Here is a 17,741-nt window from a genome sequence, read left to right as displayed (position 1 = left end):
CACATCACTCAGAGGCTCACCTTACGGCCCGAGTCCGATTCGCCTCTTCGCTCGCTGCGGCCTTGCTGGACAGCCTTTTTAAGCAGCCTGCGACCGACTCTGACATCGACACAGCCTGCTAGGGGGCAGGTTTATCAGCCGGAGAAGCGCTGGATTGGACGGCACGGATCGCCCGTTCACTCTGTCCGCCCAACTCCAAATACCGGCGAAACGCGTCGACGGACTTTTGCGGTTCGTTCAAATGGTCGGCATAGAGCGCGCCGAGCGAAAAATAGACATCCCCATAGGCCGGATTCACCACTAACGCCTGCTGCATGGCCTGCTCAGCGTCCTGGTACTGCCCATTTTTCTCCAGCGCGAGCGCCAGGGAGTAATGGGAGTCGGGATTCTGCGGCGCATGTTGTACGGCTGCGCGCGCGGCCAACAACGACTCCTCAAGGTTAGGCAATACTTCCAGACGAATATAACTCTTCAGCACATAGGCATCCCCGAAGGACGGATCGTAGCCGATCGCGCGGTTGAGCCGCTCCAAGGCCTCTTCGGCTGACTCCTGCCGCTGCAGCAATGTAAAGGCTTGTTCATATTGGATGCGGGCCTCCCTCATGCGGTCCGCCTCACTCGTCGGTTCCTTCCCGGCTTGGAAGGCGCCTTTTTGACCTTCAATGAGGATCACATCCCCGTCACCCTCCAACTGCACGAACTGCGGATGCTGCGCCCCCTTGGTCGCACCCTCCACATCCCGCTTGACCTGGGCGGCAAGTTCACTGGCCATGATCCACCCGTTCTTATTGAGATCGGCGGCACCGCTGAGACCCGCGACCAATGCCGTCACAAATGCACTCTGGCCCGGCACGTGGCCGACCGTCTCTTCTTTTTCAGCCGCGGTCAGGACTTGGATGGCTCGTTTCTCCATCTCATCCTCCTGCGACGAGCGACCTTCGAGCGACAACGGCTGCGGCGCGGTCACCTCCCATCCGTGGATGTTCGCGTCGAACAACATCAACATGTGTTTAGAGGCGGACCGCCGGCTGAATTCTTTGAGCTGATCGAACGTGATGGCTTTGGCCGAATTGTTCAGCTGCGCATCCCACGGCACCAGGTACCCCAGTTCCTTGGATTGCGCATCCTGGGTGATTCCCGCGTGCCCCGCAAAAAAGAACAGCACACGGTCCTGCCGCCCCACTTTGCGCGGCAAATAGTCGTTGAGGATCTGGAGCAGATGCCTGGAACTCGCCTCTTTGTCCTGGAGCTCGATCACTTCATCGAAGCCGAGCCCCCGTAGCGCCGTCGCCACCGCATGGGCACTCTCCACGGCACCGGGCACCTTCGGCGCCACGAGATAGTTCTCGATACCAACCACAACCGCCCACGACTTGTAATAGAGTCCCTCCGGCTTGCCGACCTGCGCGTGGACCATGGTGACACTGCCACAGGTGCCGGCCGCACACAATGCCACCAGACCGACAAACATTCGACGCACACGGGGATATATAGACGAGTTCATGTAGGGAGTAATCCAGTGAAATGCAACGGGATCAGCGTACCCTCGTCTCCTCCTGACTGTCAAGAAAGGTAGAGCCCTCCAGCCTTGCGCCACGCGGCCTTTGCTGCATCTGGAACAGGCTCACGGAGGCGTGGAGGGTTGCAGTTCTATGCCCCCGTCCGCATAATGCCAGGATGATTAAACCGCGCGCCGTATAGGCCCGCGATTTCTGGAGGCATGGTACCGATGGACGAGAAGATCGATACGCTCACGAAAGAAGGACGTGTCATTCAACCAACCGCCAAGACCAAGGCGGCCGCTCATATTCAGGATTACGACCAGGCGTACAAGGCGTCCATCGCCGATCCGGATGCGTTCTGGGGTGGTGTGGCCAAGGAGCTGGAGTGGTTTTCGCCCTGGAGCAAAGTGCTCGACTGGAACTACCCCTGGGCAAAATGGTTCGTCGGCGCGACCTGCAACATCGCCTACAACTGTTTGGATCGCCACGCGAACACCTGGCGGCGCAATAAAGTCGCCATCATCTGGGTCGGTGAGAACGGCGAAGAGCGCATCTTCACCTATGGAGAATTGCTACGCCAGGTTAACCGCTGTGCCAATGCCCTCAAAGCGCTTGGCCTGCAGCAGGGCGACCGCGTCACGATCTATCTTCCGAAAATTCCGGAGCAAGTCGTCGCGATGCTGGCCTGCGCCCGTATCGGCGTCATCCACAGCGTCGTGTATTCCGGCTTCAGCGCTCCGGCCTTGGCCAGTCGTATTCAGGATGCCGAAGCGCGCGTGGTCATTACGGCGGATGTCGGCTACGATCGCGGAAAATCCATCACTCTCAAAGGCGTCGTCGACGATGCCGTGAGAACCTGCCCGTCCGTCGAAAAGGTCGTGGTCGTGCGACGCGAATCCTCGCACGCTCCCCTTGCGGCGCCGAAAGAACTCGATTGGGTCGAGTGGCTGAAAGAACAGCCCGCTGTCTGCCGGGCGGAACCGCTCGATGCGGAAACTCCGCTCTACATTCTCTACACCTCGGGTACCACCGGCAAACCCAAAGGCGTCGTGCATGTGCACGGCGGCTATATGGTCGGCACCTACATCACCACGAAATATGTGTTCGACCTCAAGGAAGAAGACGTCTACTTCTGCGTGGCCGATCCGGGCTGGGTCACCGGCCACAGTTACATCGTCTATGGCCCGCTATTGAACGGCGCAACCATCCTCATGGCCGAAGGCAAACCCGACTACCCGAACCCCGGCCGCTGGTGGGATCTCATCGCCCACTACGGCGTCTCGATTTTCTATACCACACCCACGGCGGTCCGGCTCCTGATGAAATACGGCGAGGACTGGCCTAAGAAATACGACCTCTCCACGTTGCGAATCCTCGGCAGCGTCGGCGAGCCGATCAACCCGGAAGCCTGGGAATGGTTTTACCGCGTCACCGGCAGCGACAAACCCATCATGGATACCTGGTGGCAGACCGAAACCGGCTCCATCCTGGTGACCCCCCTGCCCTCCGTCCCACTGAAACCAGGGTCGGCCACCCGACCGTTCCTCGGCATCGAGGCCGACGTGGTCGACAAGGAAGGCAACAGCCTGCCGAACAATGCCGGCGGATTTGCCGTCATCAAGAAGCCTTGGCCGTCGATGATGCGGACGATCTACAAAGACCCCGATCGCTACAAGGTCTACTGGAATACGATCCCCAATTGTTATACGGCGGGCGACGTCTGCCGGAAAGACAACGACGGATACATGTGGTTTATGGGCCGCGCCGACGACGTCATTAAAGTCGCCGGCAACCGCATCGGCACGGCGGAAGTCGAAAGCGCCTTGGTGAGTCACGAAGCGGTGGCTGAAGCGGCGGTCATCGGCAAACCACATCGCACCGCGGGTGAAGCGATCAAGGCGTTTGTCATTTTGAAACAGGGCTACCAGGACTCGAAAGAGTTGGTGCAATCGCTCAAAGACCATGTGCTGAAGGAGTTGGGGAAAATCGCGGTACCGAAAGAAATCGATATCGTGCCGTCATTGCCGAAGACCAGGTCCGGAAAAATCATGCGGCGGGTGCTCAAGGCCAAGGAACTGGGACAAGACGTGGGCGATATTTCGACGATCGAAGACTGAGACGATTCGTCGTCAGCCCGCATCACCTTTTAGTGTACATGGAGGCCGGTCATGCCAAGCGAGAAACAGACAGTTGTGTGGTCGACGGTCATGGGATTCATGTTGTTGGGGGGAGTCATCCCCGTCACGGCGGCTGAAGACACCAAGAAGCCGACTGAACAGGCCGCACCGGCGGCCAAGAAGGCCCCTGAAAAAAAGGCCGCCGCGAAGAGCGGGGGCCAGAAGTCCACGCCGGCGCCGCTCGCCAAGGGCTCGGCGCCCAAGTATGCCTCGGCGGAAACAGCCGCCAAAGCACCCGCCTGTTTCGGGGAAGCACCCAAGATTCAATCCGTGCTTCCGGATGAAGCCAAAGCGGGTGAGAAGGTGACGATTTCCGGCAGAGGGTTCGGTCCCGTCGCTTGCTTACGCTCACTGTCCTTCGGTCCTGGGTATCCCGCCGCATTCACATTCGTCAGCGATACCAAGATCACCGCAACCGTGCCGACCGGCAGACGCAAAGGCATGGCCATGATGACCGTCACCACCGCGTCCGGTGAAGATTCGAAGGCGTTTCTGGTGAAGTGAGAAGGGACGGCTACCGCTCAACATTCAACGACACGATAGACTCATCGGTGTGCACGCTGAAGGCCAACGGGCCGGCCCGTGCTTGATACCGCACCATTCGGCAGCTGGAGATCATGGAGGGCTTTCCACGAATGGTTGACGTGAGACGAGTTTGATAGACTCTAACCCCTCTATCGGCTATTGCTTAGGCCCGTCAGAAGCGAGGTCGCAGCATCAACAGCCAGAGGCAGGCGTGGCTGTGTTCGTGAGATGTAGCCCTTAATCGGGGGCAGCAACTGTCTTGATAATCAAGCCAGCTGACTGAGCGCCATCCACCGCATTCGTTTCCCTTGGGCACTACCAGGTTTTTTCGTTGGCAGCCTTCAGCGCCTGAATGTCTCGTGATTGCTTCACCATCAGCTGTTTTAGCCGACGGTTTTCGCCTTCCAGATGGCGGAGCTTCTTCATCTCGTTGACATCGAGCCCGGCATATTTCGTTCGCCACTTATAAAAAGTGGCATCCGAGATGCCGTGTTTCCGGCAGAGCTCCTAAATTCCAATGCCCGCTTGGGCATCCTTCAGTACCGCTATCATCTCCTCCTCCGTGTAACGCTTCCGTGTCATGATCTCCTCCCGTGGGCCTCGTCTCAGCATAGTCGGACTTCCGAGCCAATGGTCTAGGGTTCAGGGGAAGGTCACCTACGATATCGGACACTTTACGGACAAGCTCTGTCACCTCACTATTCTGGGAAGGGCCGAATCACGCCTGTTCCTCGCCAAGAGACATACGTCCGCCACGAACACCTCTTTTTATGGAAGCGCCCCGCCGGCATCATGCATCGCGCCGATCGGCCTCTGTCACCGTACACTTCCTCCCATTGTAAGCAGGCTATAAGAATCACTATCCGGCGGTTGGCGTGGCATGCCCCACGCAACGTGCACTCGCTCAGCCATGCTGGCGGCAAGGAGACGATGCGCCAGTTCATTGGGGTGTGAATCGAGTCTATTCACGACGAGGTGTTCGTAGGCATGACCTGCAAAAACCTCCTGCCCGGCAGGCCAGATCGGCAACCCGTGTGTCACGGCTGCCTTTATAAAGCGATGATAGTGGCGGCTGGCGGCCGGACTTGCCGCCACTCCGATATTGAATGGAGCAATCGCCACCACGCGACTCGAGGTCGAGGCGAGCGACACGAAACGAGCCAAGTCACGAAAGTGTTCCTCCAACAGCACCTCGTTCTCATACGGATCATTCCCCTCGGACGAAGGGTTGTAGGTCACGAGCCTGAGACGAACATACAGTTCCTGAAATAAAAACGAGTTCAGAAATAGAATGCGAACGGGATTCATCCGCGCAAGAAGCGACCTTGCATGCTCGCTTTGGCCGTCACGAGGGGTCACTTGGGCGAGGTAGTCGATGTCATTAAATGCATACAGGAGAAGAGTAACTTCCGGCTGATATGCTTGCATGACCTTCAGAAACTCGATGTGGGTCAATGTGTGCGTGTCACCTCTGCTGGCATTCAGCACAGTCCAAGCAGTCCCCGTCCGGTTGGTCAATTGCCGGGCAAGCTGCTCTCCAAAGCGATCCTCCAATCGGTTCAGCCCCCACCCGAATGCCAGCGAGTCGCCCACGATCAACAGTGCCGGATTCTCACCCGCACGCGGACGGGAATGGTCCACATCGCGAAACCCTGCCTTACTTAAGGCCACGAACTTACGCGACCATAACGCCGTCTGGTAGGTGGGATACCCTTGTGATTCAGGCGCCACAATCGCGAAGACGCGAATGCCGCCTTCGATGACCAGCAGGACAATGGCTGTGACCCAGATCGCCAGAACGATCGCACCCACTCTCGAAGTACGCCCATGAGGCACCACCGTCCCGGCTAGGCCCAGTGTGGCCACCAACAACGCTCCCCATAACAACAGTGCCGCAAGGGGATTCGATGAGCCGACGAAGTTCAAGTCGGCTATCTGCCCCCAGTTCCGTGATGCATCCAGGCCATTGAGGAAGAATCCAGCCCCCCACATCAGCCACGCCACTTCCGAACACACAGTCGAAATAGACAGGTGATACGTATCGCGATCTACCTGCCGGAAACGAGTCCAGGCATGCGCAACAGCCGCCACAACCATGGTGCTCGCAACGACGACGATTGCCATATGAGGCCAGGACCATAGGCCGAGGACCTCTCGATTCTGAGAGCGATATGCCAGCGCGCTCAGGAGAAAGACTCCGAGGCCAAAGACTCTCCCCAGATGAACATGCATCAATACCTTCGGCTTCAAATCTTCGGACTCTCCTGACCGGGCCGCCTGAAGATATACATCCGGACCGCCGCACCCTGGTGCCATTTCAGGTCCGTTGTTCGTGGTGAATCATGCTCCTGCGCCACCGACCTAAAACACGGAGTAGATCGCAGGCGCGAGCACACTTCCCTCGAGGAAAAACGCCAGGGCGCTGAATGCCAACAGGACAAAAATAACGGGTGCCAGCCAATAGGATTTCTTCTCCCTCAGATACAACAACAATTCCGAGACCAGGGCATAATACTCGTGAACCTTCGTAAATGAATTCATTCGCTCCTCCTTGTGACCCGCGGGGGGCTATGACCTTGTTTCAGACGCACGATCGCCTACGGCTGAACGATGGAATGGGGCGCCTTCTCCTTACCTGTTGCCGACCATCTCTTCGCGTACAGGCAGCATTCTCGAAACACAATGAATGAGAGAATTGCCCCCGGGTAAAACCAAAATCCTCCGAAGCGAGACGTGATGCCGCCACATATCAACGCGACGATCATGGATGCGAAATCAGTCACCGGACCAAGTGGCTCGAACAGCTGCATGTGTTTCGCATTCGTCAGCAGACCATCTTTCCGAACCAGTTCCTGCTGCCAAGGGCGTTTCTCATAAGGCTTCAGCCTGTCTGTCTGGGGCACGCCTGGTGCTGCGGTGTCTTGCAGAACATGGTCGTCGCAGGCATCGATACACGCGTAGCATTTAATGCATTCGGTATTAATGACCTTTCCATTGAAATGGAAAATCTCTCGACTCACGTCGATGCCCTGTGGACAGGCATGACTGCAGTCGCGGCAACCGGTGCACTGCGCCACACGCGTGATTTTCTTCTGCACCGGCGAGATGTTCATGAGGGGGACCATCAGCGGCGCGTACGGACAGAGGATCCGGCAAAATGCGCCCTGCCCATAACGCAGGTTCAGCACGATGCTCATTGTGAATTGAATGAACAACGCCAAACCGAATGCCAGGAGGTAATCACTCCACGTCGGGTTGATGACCATATTGAAGAACGCGGTCTTCGCGAACGCCTTGCCCTCATAACCAGGCAAATCTGCAATCGGCACCGGGGCCATCACATTGACTTTGGGAACGAACCCGACGTTGTGAATGAGAATAATGACCGGCAACAGCAATACAAACAGCGCCCCTATCCTCAGGAGCCAGCGATGGGGCGTGTTGATGAGCACGTTTTTGTCACGCAATGTGACGTAGCGCCACACCTTGAGTTTCCGCAGGATCCAGTCGGCACATTCGATGGCTCCACGCATGTGACAGACCCAACCGCAGAACCCGCGACCCCAGATCAAGATCGATCCTAAAATAAGAATCACCATGATCGCCGCCGCGTTGACGGTCCCTTTGGCAAGAGAGGGCACTCCCATCATCGCCGTCTTGCCCCAGATCTCAATGCCGAAAACGTGCCAGGAAATCAGATGGACCGCGATATAGGCATGCACCGATGCCAAGACGATCATGCGATAGGTGTGGCGTGTTGTCGGAACCAGGTTGGCGGAGGGGTGAACCTTGCAGGAGCTGTGAGAATCGACCGGGCGACGATCGATCGTGATGAGCTGGAATTGCGGAGTCGGTGGAGCAGCGATAGGACTCATATATAGCTCCCTCCAGGTGGGAATGTATGTCCACCTGATCCTGATATGTACTGCGGAATATCCCTCGTGAGGAGTGGGAGGGATCGGCGGATGGCGCGATGCGTACACCGGCGAAGGAACGCAGGATACACATCTTGCCTCCTTGAATCGGCTACTACCGTTTCGTCCATCGAGAGGAAGTTGCGAATTGAGAACTGATGGAATCTATGTCGCCACATTCAGTCCGCATGGATCTCCATTGGACAGATCACGCGAGCCGAGAAAACTGCAAATCGTAGGCCATCTGCCAGGAACCAGACGCTCTTGTTCGATGCTCAATAGATGGGGTTCAAACGACGGTGGGAGGCGGTCTCGCTGGAGCTTCACGATTTCATTGCAGCGCATCCGAGCATTTCCGCACTGTGACACGTGCGCGGAAATGCTCAAAGAATTCGCACGCGTGAATTCCATTCTTAGGTACGAGTACGACGTCTTGCTGAAGCGATACTTGACGGCATGAGAGGCTAAGGACCTACGCGCTCCGGCAGGAACAGGTCTGGCCGTGGCGATGGTCGTCGGCTTCATCGGGCCACTTTCGAGGAAAAACAAGTCGCGGCCTTTTCTCTCTCGCGTACGAAGCGCGAGGAATAGCCCGGAAGTCCGTTCGGCTGAACAGGCTCGTCCACATTAGATTGACGCTCGACTGCGACCAAGAGTTGATCGAACGCCTTCTTGAGTCCCCGCAACTCCTCCTCCATCAATCGGTCGGTGATCTCCGAGAGCGACGCCCCGGTTTGGGCGAAGGCGCGCAAGACCACCTTCGCATGCTCGACAGCATCGCTGAGTTGGTGGGCAGGACGCTCGCGATCGCGAAACGCCTCGAAGATCGACGGAGGAACCGCAGTCACCGTGTCAGGGCCGATAAGGGCCTCCGCACATTTCATGTCACGATAGGTGAACTCTGTCGTGCCCGTACTGGCCCAGAGCACTCGCTGGCGCATCGCTCCACGTTGAACCAGTGCGTCCCAGCGTGGGCCGGAGAAGAGTGTCTGATACGTGTGATAGATCAACGTGGCGCTCGCGAGGGCGATGTTCCCTCGAAGACTCTTGAACAGGGCCCACTCCGCCGCCTGTATCGAGCTCGCAAGATAGACGGATATCGCCGTATCTGCCGCCGCATCGAGAGAGCTGACGAATACGCTGGCCACACTCGCCACGCTTTCTATGGTGCGCCCTCGTGCCGCCAGTTGCTCCAGCCCCAAAAGATAGGCTTCAGCCACACGGGCATAGGTCTCCTGCGAGAAGATCAGGGTCACGTTGACATTGATCCCCTTGCTGAGCAGGCGTGTAATCACCGGGATTCCTTCCGGCGTGGCCGGCACCGTAATCATGAGATTGTCCCGCCCGACGGCGTTCCAGAGATATCGCGCCTCATCGAACATGCCCCTGGTATCGTGCGCCAGGTCAGGCGGAACCTCGAAACTGACGTAGCCATCTCGCCGTTTCGTTCGCGCATAGACCGGCTGCAGGCAATCGGCCACGGTTTGAATATCCTCGATGACCAGTCGTTGGTAACGGGGCTTCGCGTCCAAGCCAGGCTTTTGCCCGAGTGCCGCCAGCGCCTCAGCGGAGTCCACACTGCTCGTGAGGGCTTTCGCAAGGATGGAATGCGTACACGTCACGCCACACAATCCCTCATCGAAAATCAACCGTCTGAGTGCACCACTGTGCAGGAAATCCCGCTCGATGGAATCCAGCCAGATGGCTTGGTCGAACAGACGACGCGCCGGGATCTGATTCATGGCCTGGTTGTACAAGACGCTCATGCAGTCACCTCCGTGAGAAAGATCCATATTTCCAGCAAGCGGGCCCGTTCGGCCTCGGCCTACACGGGCCCCTCTTGGAACGGCGTCCACAATGGGACTCGCCCCACGACCGGCCTCTTGCCAGATACTGCGCCATGCCCCGATACTCAGCGGCAATCGGGACAGGCTGCGCTTATTCTGAAACCTCTGCATTCTCCACACCGAGCTCAGCGAATCTCGCTCGTCACGCCATCCGTCCCATCCTTGTGTCGTCCACGAACCGTTCCGTCGCCTCATCAAGTCGGCGTCTTTGCCGGCCACGAGCCGGATGGATATACAACAGCGCCGGGCTGACGGGTTGCGTTCGGGCACGACAGGGATCCAACACCCCGATAAAATATTTGCGCCGATGCCGGAGCAGGTCGCGGGCAGGCCCCGGACCGTCCAGCGTCCCGACAAACTGTGGCGGCGGCCCTTCACCGGCTCGCGTCACACAACCCGGCAGAGTCGACACCGCGTGAGGGTCGTGCTCGAAGGCCTCCAGCAACCTGGCCACAATACCTTCACCCTCTCCTTTGACGACACAATCAATGGCCCCCTGACTGTGTTCAAGTATTTCGTGAGCCACGAATGAAGCACTGTGGCCTCCCACAAACACAGCGCTGTGAGGGAATCGCGCTTTCGTATGTTTGGCCAAGTCGATGACCTCTGGCACGTTGGGCAAGTAGTTGCAGAAGAAGCCAATCACATCAGGCCTCCACTCCTCGATCCGTCGCACATAATCCTGATGCGTCTCCGCCTGCAGATCGATCATCCGCACGTCATGCCGGCCGTGCGAATGGCCTGCGCGACCAGTTCCAGCCCCAATGGTTCAAGCCGCAAATAGATCTTGGTATACATCAGAGGACCCGGATGCACCGCCAGTACTTTCATGCGATCACACGTTCCTTTCCAGGCAACGTTCCGGCTGATCTCCGGAGCAGACCACTCCCTCTGCTGCCCTTATCTGATGACAGGCACAGGCCATCGTGCAGTCTCGTCGGACGTCGTCAGCTCACAGCACACCCCTGCCTCAGTCGGCGTCCTCCGTCGTGTCTCTGCCTACTGCGCCAGCTTCGCGTTTCTCGCAACTACGAATTCATGCACTAGATCGTCTCTAAGCAAACTAGATGCCAGTTAGGGTCACCACCCGCCGTCGACGAGAATGCGCGGGAATATCAAGAATTCTCGCCTGATGAGCAGCCGATTGGGGCGCGTAAGCCTGCCGTCAAGCCTCGCCGACCGTGACGGCGTCGCGAGAAATCGCGACGCCGTCGTCGCCTATCGTGACCAGCCGTAGAAGACCGACGCTGAGAAAAGGAGTGTCAATGGCGGGAGGGTACGATCCGGCTGGCCACACGTGAGCACCTCACTGAAAGTCGCCTGATCGATGGCGCAGGTCAACTCGGAAACCCCAATAGTTCATGTGTGTGGAACATCAAGAGCAGAGCCTGAGCTTCGCGTGGCGCTCGCCAATCACAGGACAGCGCATACGATTCTGCAACAGATTCTAGTCTGCGGTTGGTCGACTGCACGGCACAAGAAGGATCAGGACTACCCTACGTACTGAGTATCAAAGCCAGCATTGTTGCAGTCAGCGCTTACGCTTTCAGTGACACGCTTCGTTGATCATCCGGGGTTGAGGAAAGACGCCGCGTGTTCTTATCGATGTGTGGGAGCCGTGGCCTCAGATAGCGGCCCGGACAAATCTTTGCTGGTGACAGAGTTGCGGTGGCGTTCTCTATTTGAAGAGAAGCCCTTCAGAAACGTCCAAGCTGCACCCTTCTCCCGTTCGAGCTGGGTTCATCGCTGCCAGAGGATGAGATCAACTTCCAGGGGTATCGACACACCGGCATAGTGGGGAATGATGCGGGCGGTATAGTCCGTTGCGAAACGGGCGGCCGAGACCGATGCGCGATACATCGCCCCATGTGATTCGCCAGCCAGCCGACAAGTCCATGTCATCTCTTCCCGGATCGGAGGGCTATCATTGATCCCATCGGCATAGAGCTCGACTCGTACGGCGCTCGGATCGAGGTCATTGAAATACACTTCCACCTCGAAGATATGCTGGGCTGCACTTGTGTGTATCTTTACCTCTCCGAAGCGTAACGTGGCCCATTTCTCTCGTAATGTCCGTTCCCAATCGACGATATGTTTGCCCCTGGCGCCATTATCTGCCGTGCGTTCACGGAAAGCGGCTGCAATCGGAAGATACTGTTGATCGGTATATTCACGCACCACGCGGTTCGCAGAAAACCGGGGGGTCAACCGCGCCATGCTCTCTCGAATGCGTGTGATCCACGCGGTGGGAATGCCGTGTTCGTCGCGGCGATAAAATTCCGGGATCACTTCGCGCTCGAGCAAATCGTACAGCGCATCCGCTTCGATCGCATCCCATGCGGGATCGTCGCCATGGTCTCGGCCATCACCTAATGCCCAACCGACGTCGGGAGCATAGGCTTCGGCCCACCACCCATCCAATTCCGACAGATTAAGGCCACCATTGACCAGGACTTTCATGCCGCTCGTGCCACTGGCCTCCCACGGTCGCCGTGGCGTATTAATCCACACATCCACCCCTTGCACCAAGCGCTCGGCCAAGAGCATGTCGTAATCACCGAGAAAGATCACCTGTAGGCGCACGTCAGATTGCCGAATAAACTGTATCCATTCCTGAATCAACGCTTGCCCCGCCCGGTCTGCGGGATGGGCTTTGCCAGCGAGGATCAGCTGCACAGGGCGCTCCGAATGCGTCAACAAGCGGCGCAGCCGCTCCGGCTGGTGCAGCAAGAGGAGATTGGGACGCTTATAGGTCGCAAATCGACGAGCAAAGCCCAGCGTCAATGCGTGAGGGTCAAAAATCTGCTTGCTCTTCTCCAAGTCCTCAGGCGACGCTCCCGAGACCGCCAATTCACGATACAATCGTTCGCGGGCATACGCGACAAGCGCCGTGCGAACGGTGGTGCGAAATTGCCACAATTTGGCGTCCGAGATCTCTCGAATATTCCTCTCCAGGCATTCCGTCGCTCCCAACCAGCGGCTTTTTCCACAGGACTCCGTCCATAGATCATCGGCCTGGGCCGAATCCCAACTCGGCACATGAACTCCATTGGTCACATGTCGAACAGGCACGTCATCTTCAGGCCAGCGTTGAAACAGCGGCCGAAATAGCTGACGGCTCACCTGTCCATGCACACGACTCACGCCATTGACCGCCCCACTCCCTCTGAGCGCCAGATAGGCCATGTTGAAGTATTCTAACGAGTCGGTCGCATTCTTCCGGCCCAGTGCCAGCAAGTCGCGCAGGGAAATGGCGAGCTGATTCTTGGCATATCCCCCGAGGTATTGTTCGATGAGAGCCGGAGAGAACCGGTCAAAACCAGCGTCCACCGCCGTATGCGTCGTGAAGAGGGTTCCTGCTCGCGTGACGGCCAATGCCACATCGAAGGGTTGTCCGCTTGCCTCCATGAAGCTGCGTGCACGCTCCAACACGGCGAAGGCCGCATGCCCTTCATTCAGGTGACAGACTTCCGGTTGCATGCCAAGTGCACCAAACAGTCGCCATCCGCCGATCCCGAGAAGCAGTTCTTGTTTGAGTCGAAGTTCCGGCCCGCCGCCATACAGCTCGCTGGTAATTCCTCGATGCGTGGGAACATTCGCCGCGTCATTGCTGTCCAACAGGTACAGCTTCACTCGGCCGACCTGGACTTGCCACACACGCAACCAGACCGAGTAACCAGGCAAGGCGATCTTTAATCGCAACCATTCCCCGTTTGCATGACGCAACGGCGTGATCGGCAACTGCCCTGGGTCGTTATACGGGAAGAGAGCCTCTTGCGCACCGTCCTTGCCGATCACCTGGCGAAAGTAGCCTTGCTGGTACAGCAGTCCTACGGCGACCACGGGTACGCCCAGATCGCCGGCGGCTTTGAGTTGATCGCCGGCGACATTGCCCAACCCGCCCGAGTAGATAGGCAGGGCTTCGCTCAACATAAATTCCATGCTGAAATAGGCGACACAGGTCAACGGAGATTCCGGGTGGGTATCCTGAAACCACGCAGGCGCCTCAACCGCTTTCCGTCGAGTCTGCACCAAGCGATCGACAGTCTGGCGATACCCGGGATCGGCCAATACGCGCTCAATGTGGTCTCGCGGAGCCGTCTGCAGGACAACCCACGGATTGCGGGTGATGGCCCATAGCACCGGATCCAACTGCCGCCACACCTCGTCGGTCACATGATTCCACGACCAGCGCAGATCAAGAGCCAACTCGGCCAGGGCATCGAACCCTTCGACTTCCATGAATGGAAGGCCGTATGTCGGATGGCTGGCACGAGTGCGAGGGCTCATTGTTTCTCCTTCAATGTCGGTTCGGATCGATTCCCTGGCGCTGGGCGGGCGTTGTCAACGCATTGCCGACAATCCTCGGAGTCTTCTCCAGGACCCAGCGCACATGATCCGTTCCCAGACCAAGCGGACCCACGCCTACCCCGGCATTCACGCCGCGAATCGCCTCCCTATCCAGCACGCTGCAGAAAGCGCTGAGAGAAGCAGTGAGAACGTCATACCGGTAAATGATCGTACCGCGCAGAGCCTTCTCGGGAAACACTTTTCACACGTCCTGCATGTCTAGAATGGTGCTCTCATCCAACACCCTCGTCTTGACTTTGATCCCTCGCTATTTGTTATTTGAGGTCAGGTCTTACAATCAAACACGTACATCCTCCGCCCGCTTCAAACGGCAGCTCACCTCGGCGGCAAGTACCTCCAAATGGTCCGCAAGCTCGGCCAATCTCCGCACTGCCGATAGGCTTGAGGATCACCTGAGTCGGATCACTCGCCTGCTGAAACCGGCTTTGCCATCGACGGCCGCTGGGCCTGCGTCTGCCGGCGAGGAATATCGCGGATCACCCGATTCGGTTGATGCTGCGACACAAATTGCTCCGCCCCAGGTAGATCTGCCCGGTGAGGTGCGCCCACGGCACGGGGTCACCCCGCCTCTCCGCCACAACCGTGCGATAGCGCTCCTGCCCCGGGCCGACTCGTTGCCAGGACTGATGAATAATCGGGGTGCGGAACCATCTTCGCGCACACGGGCTTCAGCACCACATAACGACAGAGCTCGAGTAATTGGGCATCTTTCTCCACCAGGATGGCTTTAAACCGCCCCTGAAACAGATGCCCCACTCGCGCATGCCGTCGGTTGTTGTCCTGCGTATAGCGGCCGTTCAGCTGCCGCATGCCAAGCGAGAGATTCGCCTGCGGCGTTTCGACGAGGGGACGATCGTGCTTGTACCATCAGGCAGTAGGCACGGCACCGGGCACCTCAATGTGAAGTGAACGAGCCATGGGCGGGATGTAACTTGCGAGACTGTTCGATTACAGGACCTGCCCCTCCCGTGCAGACAGGTACAACTTCCTCACTCAGAGCCGGGCCGTCATGATTGAGGGCTTGTATCAACAGAGGACGACCACGCTGGGGCTGCTCCGCCGTCAGGCCGAGCAGCCCGGCCGCACCCACCTTGGTCTGCCGACCGATCTCCTCACCTCGAATGTCTACTCAGACGATCGTGGCCTGTTCCGGGAGGAAATGTTGATAGGGAAAGTCGGTGCGAGCGTCAATAGGGTCTCGCAACTCATCATGGCATAGTATCCGGCGATCAAACCGAGCAATCCGATCATGCCGACATCAAACCGATTGTCGTACTCGATGAATTCTTTGCCGCGCATCGCGTGAAGGATCAGCGCCTACAGCTGGCCCGCCAGTTCAATCAATTACGCCGCCGCGTCCAGGCGGCAGATGCGTGACATCTGCCGCCTCATGCACACGACATTCAGCCGCGTGCTCGACTCAATCTGACACTCGACCATGCGTGATCGCCGATCACACTTTCGTGTGAACAGTCCGGCTGACCGTGCCGCCGAATTTTCGAGCGGCGAACGGCTCGATGGATTCGCCGTTCAGTTCCGCACGTCGCGCCTGCAGCCAGGGCTCCGGCTCCCCGAAGCTCAGACGCTGGACCGCAACAGGCGACAATTTCAGATGCGGCTGCCCGCTGAACGGGTCCTTCGCATACCAGGTGTGCTGGTTGGCTGAATTGGACCGGTGGCTGTAATGGATTGGTTTGACTACAAGACGCGATCTTATTGTGCTGTCTGACACAGGCGGTCGATCAGCCGGATTGAGTGTCAAGACAGTTGCTGGGCTCCTTACACAACGCCGGATCACATCTGACGACGTGCTGAGCGGCCGGGTGATGATTGCAATAAAGGAGAGAGTGGCGTAGAGGAAGATGCAAAAAGGACTCTTCACGCGCATGTTGTCTCGCGCTCTTCGCAGGAGGACCTATCATGAACGTACGACTGCTGCTTGTATTGTTTCCGCTCTTGTGTGTTGGCCTCCCTCTCTACGCACAGAATCCCTGTTCAGATTGTTTCAATGCGACTGAGGGAGAGGCAAGAAAATGCCTCGAGAGTGTTATCGGGCCAAGCGAGAGAAATGCGTGCCTGGATAATCGGCACGAGCAGATGAAGGCATGTACCAAGAACGAATGCACGGTGCAAAGAGAGCAAAGTGTGACCACGGAGTCGCAGCCGACTCCCGGCCGCCCCGGCCTTGGGGCGTACACCCCGACGGAAATCGAGTGGCTGGCATTAGTCATGAGAGCGGGCCTCAGGCGTGAGGCCACAACCGACAGTCCCTATTCGCTCGACGTCGTCCTCGCCGCTCCTGACACGATCCAACTTCTCGTTCGATATCGACCACCCATGACCCGAGATAGTCTGAACAAAACCATCGACGCCGCCAGGGACGCCATCAAGAACCAGGCACGAAACTATGGGTGGGATAAATGGGTGAAAATTCGCGAGACGGTCGAGCTGTATCCTGTCCAGAAATGAGCCGATCAGAGCGGTCTGATGGGGTACGGTCTGGTGGGGTCAGGTCTTGCAATCAAACAGGTGCTTTCTCCGCCCGCTTCAAACGGCGGCTCACCGTGGCAGCATGTACCCCTAAATGGTCTGCAATCTCGGCTAACCGATACCCGTACTGCCGATAGGCCTGATGAATAATCCTCGTTGGATCCCCCTTCCGCTGAAACAGCGCACCTAACGATGGCCGCTGCGCCTGCGTCTGCCGGCGGGGAATATCGCGGATCACTCGATTCGGTTGGTGCTGCGTCACAAACTGCTCGGAGCCCAGGTAGATTTGTCCAGTGAGCTGCTCCCAAGGCGCTGGCCCACCCCGCCCTTCCGCAACAAAGGTGCGATAGCGCTCCTGCGCCGGACCCACTCGTTGGCCGAATTGATGCAGAATCCAGTCCGTCGTCAACCAGGCGGGCGACTTCGCCTCTCCCACCGTCGCCCGATAACTACTCCAGGCCCATTGTCGGGGGTGCGGAACGATCTTAGCCCGCACGGGGTTCAACACCACATAACGGCAGAGTTCGAGTAAATGGGCGTCCTTCTCCACAAGAATGGCTTTGAACCGCCCCTGAAACAGATGGCCCACTTGCGCATGCCGCCGGTTGTAGTCCTGCGTATAGCGGCCATTCAGCTGCCGCATGCCAAGCGAGAGATTCGGCTGCGGCGTCTCGACGAGGAGATGATAGTGATTGTCCATCAGGCAGTAGGCGTGGCAGATCCAGCCATAGCGATCCACGACATGAGCTAGAAACGTGAGCCACTGGGAGCGGTCGCGATCGTCGACCACGATGTCCTGCCGAGCATTGCCCCGGCTGGTGACATGGTAGACGGCACCAGGCACCTCAATACGGAGGGGACGAGCCATGGGCGGAAGTGTAGCCTGCGAGATTGTTCGATTACAAGACCTGACCC

Annotated in this window: 15 protein-coding genes and 1 pseudogene; 4 read left to right on the top strand and 12 right to left on the bottom strand. The window is 58.0% G+C overall.

The genetic code is table 11. The features are described 5' to 3' along the window. Positions 1-118: 118 nt before the first annotated feature. The gene (locus tag V9G17_17555) at positions 119-1,504 is read right to left on the bottom strand and encodes a tetratricopeptide repeat protein (GenBank protein ID MEI2754402.1); all 1,386 of its coding nucleotides are present in this window, start codon (positions 1,502-1,504) and stop codon (positions 119-121) included. A 225-nt stretch (positions 1,505-1,729) separates the two neighbouring features. Here V9G17_17555 and acs point away from each other — a divergent pair, with 225 nt between their 5' ends. Together acs and V9G17_17545 are read left to right on the top strand one after the other, a co-directional pair. Further along, positions 1,730-3,619 (top strand): acetate--CoA ligase, encoded by a 1,890-nt coding sequence (gene acs / locus V9G17_17550; GenBank protein ID MEI2754401.1) that lies wholly within the window; start codon positions 1,730-1,732, stop codon positions 3,617-3,619. A gap of 51 nt (positions 3,620-3,670) precedes the next feature. Next, the gene (locus V9G17_17545) at positions 3,671-4,183 is read left to right on the top strand and encodes an IPT/TIG domain-containing protein (GenBank protein MEI2754400.1); all 513 of its coding nucleotides are present in this window, start codon (positions 3,671-3,673) and stop codon (positions 4,181-4,183) included. A 360-nt stretch (positions 4,184-4,543) separates the two neighbouring features. On the opposite strand, the pseudogene V9G17_17540 reads toward V9G17_17545, so the two are convergent. The 9 genes and pseudogenes from V9G17_17540 to V9G17_17500 all read right to left on the bottom strand — a co-directional run bounded on the left by V9G17_17540 (position 4,544) and on the right by V9G17_17500 (position 15,146). Beyond that, positions 4,544-4,786 (bottom strand): annotated as a pseudogene (locus tag V9G17_17540) (transposase). Between the two features lie 234 nt (positions 4,787-5,020). After that, positions 5,021-6,328 (bottom strand): SGNH/GDSL hydrolase family protein, encoded by a 1,308-nt coding sequence (locus V9G17_17535; GenBank protein ID MEI2754399.1) that lies wholly within the window; start codon positions 6,326-6,328, stop codon positions 5,021-5,023. Between the two features lie 237 nt (positions 6,329-6,565). Beyond that, on the bottom strand, positions 6,566-6,745 hold the full coding sequence (locus V9G17_17530; GenBank protein MEI2754398.1) for a DUF5989 family protein: 180 nt from the start codon (positions 6,743-6,745) through the stop codon (positions 6,566-6,568). Positions 6,746-6,801: 56 nt separating this feature from the next. Next, positions 6,802-8,079 carry a 4Fe-4S dicluster domain-containing protein gene (locus tag V9G17_17525; GenBank protein ID MEI2754397.1) on the bottom strand — a complete coding sequence of 426 codons (1,278 nt, stop codon included), beginning with the start codon at positions 8,077-8,079 and terminating at the stop codon, positions 6,802-6,804. Positions 8,080-8,639: 560 nt separating this feature from the next. Continuing rightward, positions 8,640-9,884 carry a transaldolase family protein gene (locus tag V9G17_17520; GenBank protein MEI2754396.1) on the bottom strand — a complete coding sequence of 415 codons (1,245 nt, stop codon included), beginning with the start codon at positions 9,882-9,884 and terminating at the stop codon, positions 8,640-8,642. Positions 9,885-10,107: 223 nt separating this feature from the next. Further along, on the bottom strand, positions 10,108-10,677 hold the full coding sequence (locus tag V9G17_17515; GenBank protein MEI2754395.1) for a cobalamin B12-binding domain-containing protein: 570 nt from the start codon (positions 10,675-10,677) through the stop codon (positions 10,108-10,110). Then, the gene (locus V9G17_17510) at positions 10,674-10,796 is read right to left on the bottom strand and encodes a hypothetical protein (protein ID MEI2754394.1); all 123 of its coding nucleotides are present in this window, start codon (positions 10,794-10,796) and stop codon (positions 10,674-10,676) included. The genes V9G17_17515 and V9G17_17510 overlap by 4 nt, the downstream gene beginning before the upstream one ends. A gap of 909 nt (positions 10,797-11,705) precedes the next feature. Continuing rightward, entirely contained in the window at positions 11,706-14,255 is a 2,550-nt protein-coding gene (gene glgP / locus V9G17_17505) for an alpha-glucan family phosphorylase (GenBank protein ID MEI2754393.1), read from the bottom strand. Between the two features lie 639 nt (positions 14,256-14,894). After that, positions 14,895-15,146, bottom strand: a complete 252-nt coding sequence (locus V9G17_17500) for a hypothetical protein (protein MEI2754392.1) — start codon at positions 15,144-15,146, stop codon at positions 14,895-14,897. 199 nt (positions 15,147-15,345) lie between these two features. On the opposite strand from V9G17_17500, the gene V9G17_17495 reads away from it, so the two are divergent. Further along, the gene (locus V9G17_17495; GenBank protein MEI2754391.1) at positions 15,346-15,555 is read left to right on the top strand and encodes a hypothetical protein; all 210 of its coding nucleotides are present in this window, start codon (positions 15,346-15,348) and stop codon (positions 15,553-15,555) included. Between the two features lie 234 nt (positions 15,556-15,789). Here V9G17_17495 and V9G17_17490 read toward each other — a convergent pair whose 3' ends face one another. Beyond that, a complete protein-coding gene (locus V9G17_17490) occupies positions 15,790-16,224 on the bottom strand; it encodes a hypothetical protein (protein MEI2754390.1) in 435 nt (144 codons plus the stop codon). Positions 16,225-16,481: 257 nt separating this feature from the next. On the opposite strand from V9G17_17490, the gene V9G17_17485 reads away from it, so the two are divergent. Beyond that, positions 16,482-16,805, top strand: coding sequence for a hypothetical protein (locus V9G17_17485; GenBank protein ID MEI2754389.1), 324 nt, complete (start codon positions 16,482-16,484; stop codon positions 16,803-16,805). A gap of 52 nt (positions 16,806-16,857) precedes the next feature. On the opposite strand, the gene V9G17_17480 is transcribed toward V9G17_17485, so the two are convergent. Next, the gene (locus tag V9G17_17480; GenBank protein MEI2754388.1) at positions 16,858-17,694 is read right to left on the bottom strand and encodes a transposase; all 837 of its coding nucleotides are present in this window, start codon (positions 17,692-17,694) and stop codon (positions 16,858-16,860) included. Positions 17,695-17,741: the final 47 nt, after the last annotated feature.

This window comes from Nitrospira sp. (assembly GCA_037045225.1).
GTDB lineage: Bacteria > Nitrospirota > Nitrospiria > Nitrospirales > Nitrospiraceae > Nitrospira_A.
This window is presented reverse-complemented; position numbering and strand designations above follow the sequence as displayed.

What these genes read in the sequence shown, in the direction of transcription:
- V9G17_17555 (MEI2754402.1), bottom strand. Translation starts at nt 1,504, where the DNA reads ATGAACTCGTCTATATATCCCCGTGTGCGTCGAATGTTTGTCGGTCTG.
- acs (MEI2754401.1), top strand. Translation starts at nt 1,730, where the DNA reads ATGGACGAGAAGATCGATACGCTCACGAAAGAAGGACGTGTCATTCAA.
- V9G17_17545 (MEI2754400.1), top strand. Translation starts at nt 3,671, where the DNA reads ATGCCAAGCGAGAAACAGACAGTTGTGTGGTCGACGGTCATGGGATTC.
- V9G17_17535 (MEI2754399.1), bottom strand. Translation starts at nt 6,328, where the DNA reads ATGGCAATCGTCGTCGTTGCGAGCACCATGGTTGTGGCGGCTGTTGCG.
- V9G17_17530 (MEI2754398.1), bottom strand. Translation starts at nt 6,745, where the DNA reads ATGAATTCATTTACGAAGGTTCACGAGTATTATGCCCTGGTCTCGGAA.
- V9G17_17525 (MEI2754397.1), bottom strand. Translation starts at nt 8,079, where the DNA reads ATGAGTCCTATCGCTGCTCCACCGACTCCGCAATTCCAGCTCATCACG.
- V9G17_17520 (MEI2754396.1), bottom strand. Translation starts at nt 9,884, where the DNA reads ATGAGCGTCTTGTACAACCAGGCCATGAATCAGATCCCGGCGCGTCGT.
- V9G17_17515 (MEI2754395.1), bottom strand. Translation starts at nt 10,677, where the DNA reads ATGATCGATCTGCAGGCGGAGACGCATCAGGATTATGTGCGACGGATC.
- V9G17_17510 (MEI2754394.1), bottom strand. Translation starts at nt 10,796, where the DNA reads ATGAAAGTACTGGCGGTGCATCCGGGTCCTCTGATGTATACCAAGATC.
- glgP (MEI2754393.1), bottom strand. Translation starts at nt 14,255, where the DNA reads ATGAGCCCTCGCACTCGTGCCAGCCATCCGACATACGGCCTTCCATTC.
- V9G17_17500 (MEI2754392.1), bottom strand. Translation starts at nt 15,146, where the DNA reads ATGCGGCAGCTGAACGGCCGCTATACGCAGGACAACAACCGACGGCAT.
- V9G17_17495 (MEI2754391.1), top strand. Translation starts at nt 15,346, where the DNA reads ATGATTGAGGGCTTGTATCAACAGAGGACGACCACGCTGGGGCTGCTC.
- V9G17_17490 (MEI2754390.1), bottom strand. Translation starts at nt 16,224, where the DNA reads ATGCGCGTGAAGAGTCCTTTTTGCATCTTCCTCTACGCCACTCTCTCC.
- V9G17_17480 (MEI2754388.1), bottom strand. Translation starts at nt 17,694, where the DNA reads ATGGCTCGTCCCCTCCGTATTGAGGTGCCTGGTGCCGTCTACCATGTC.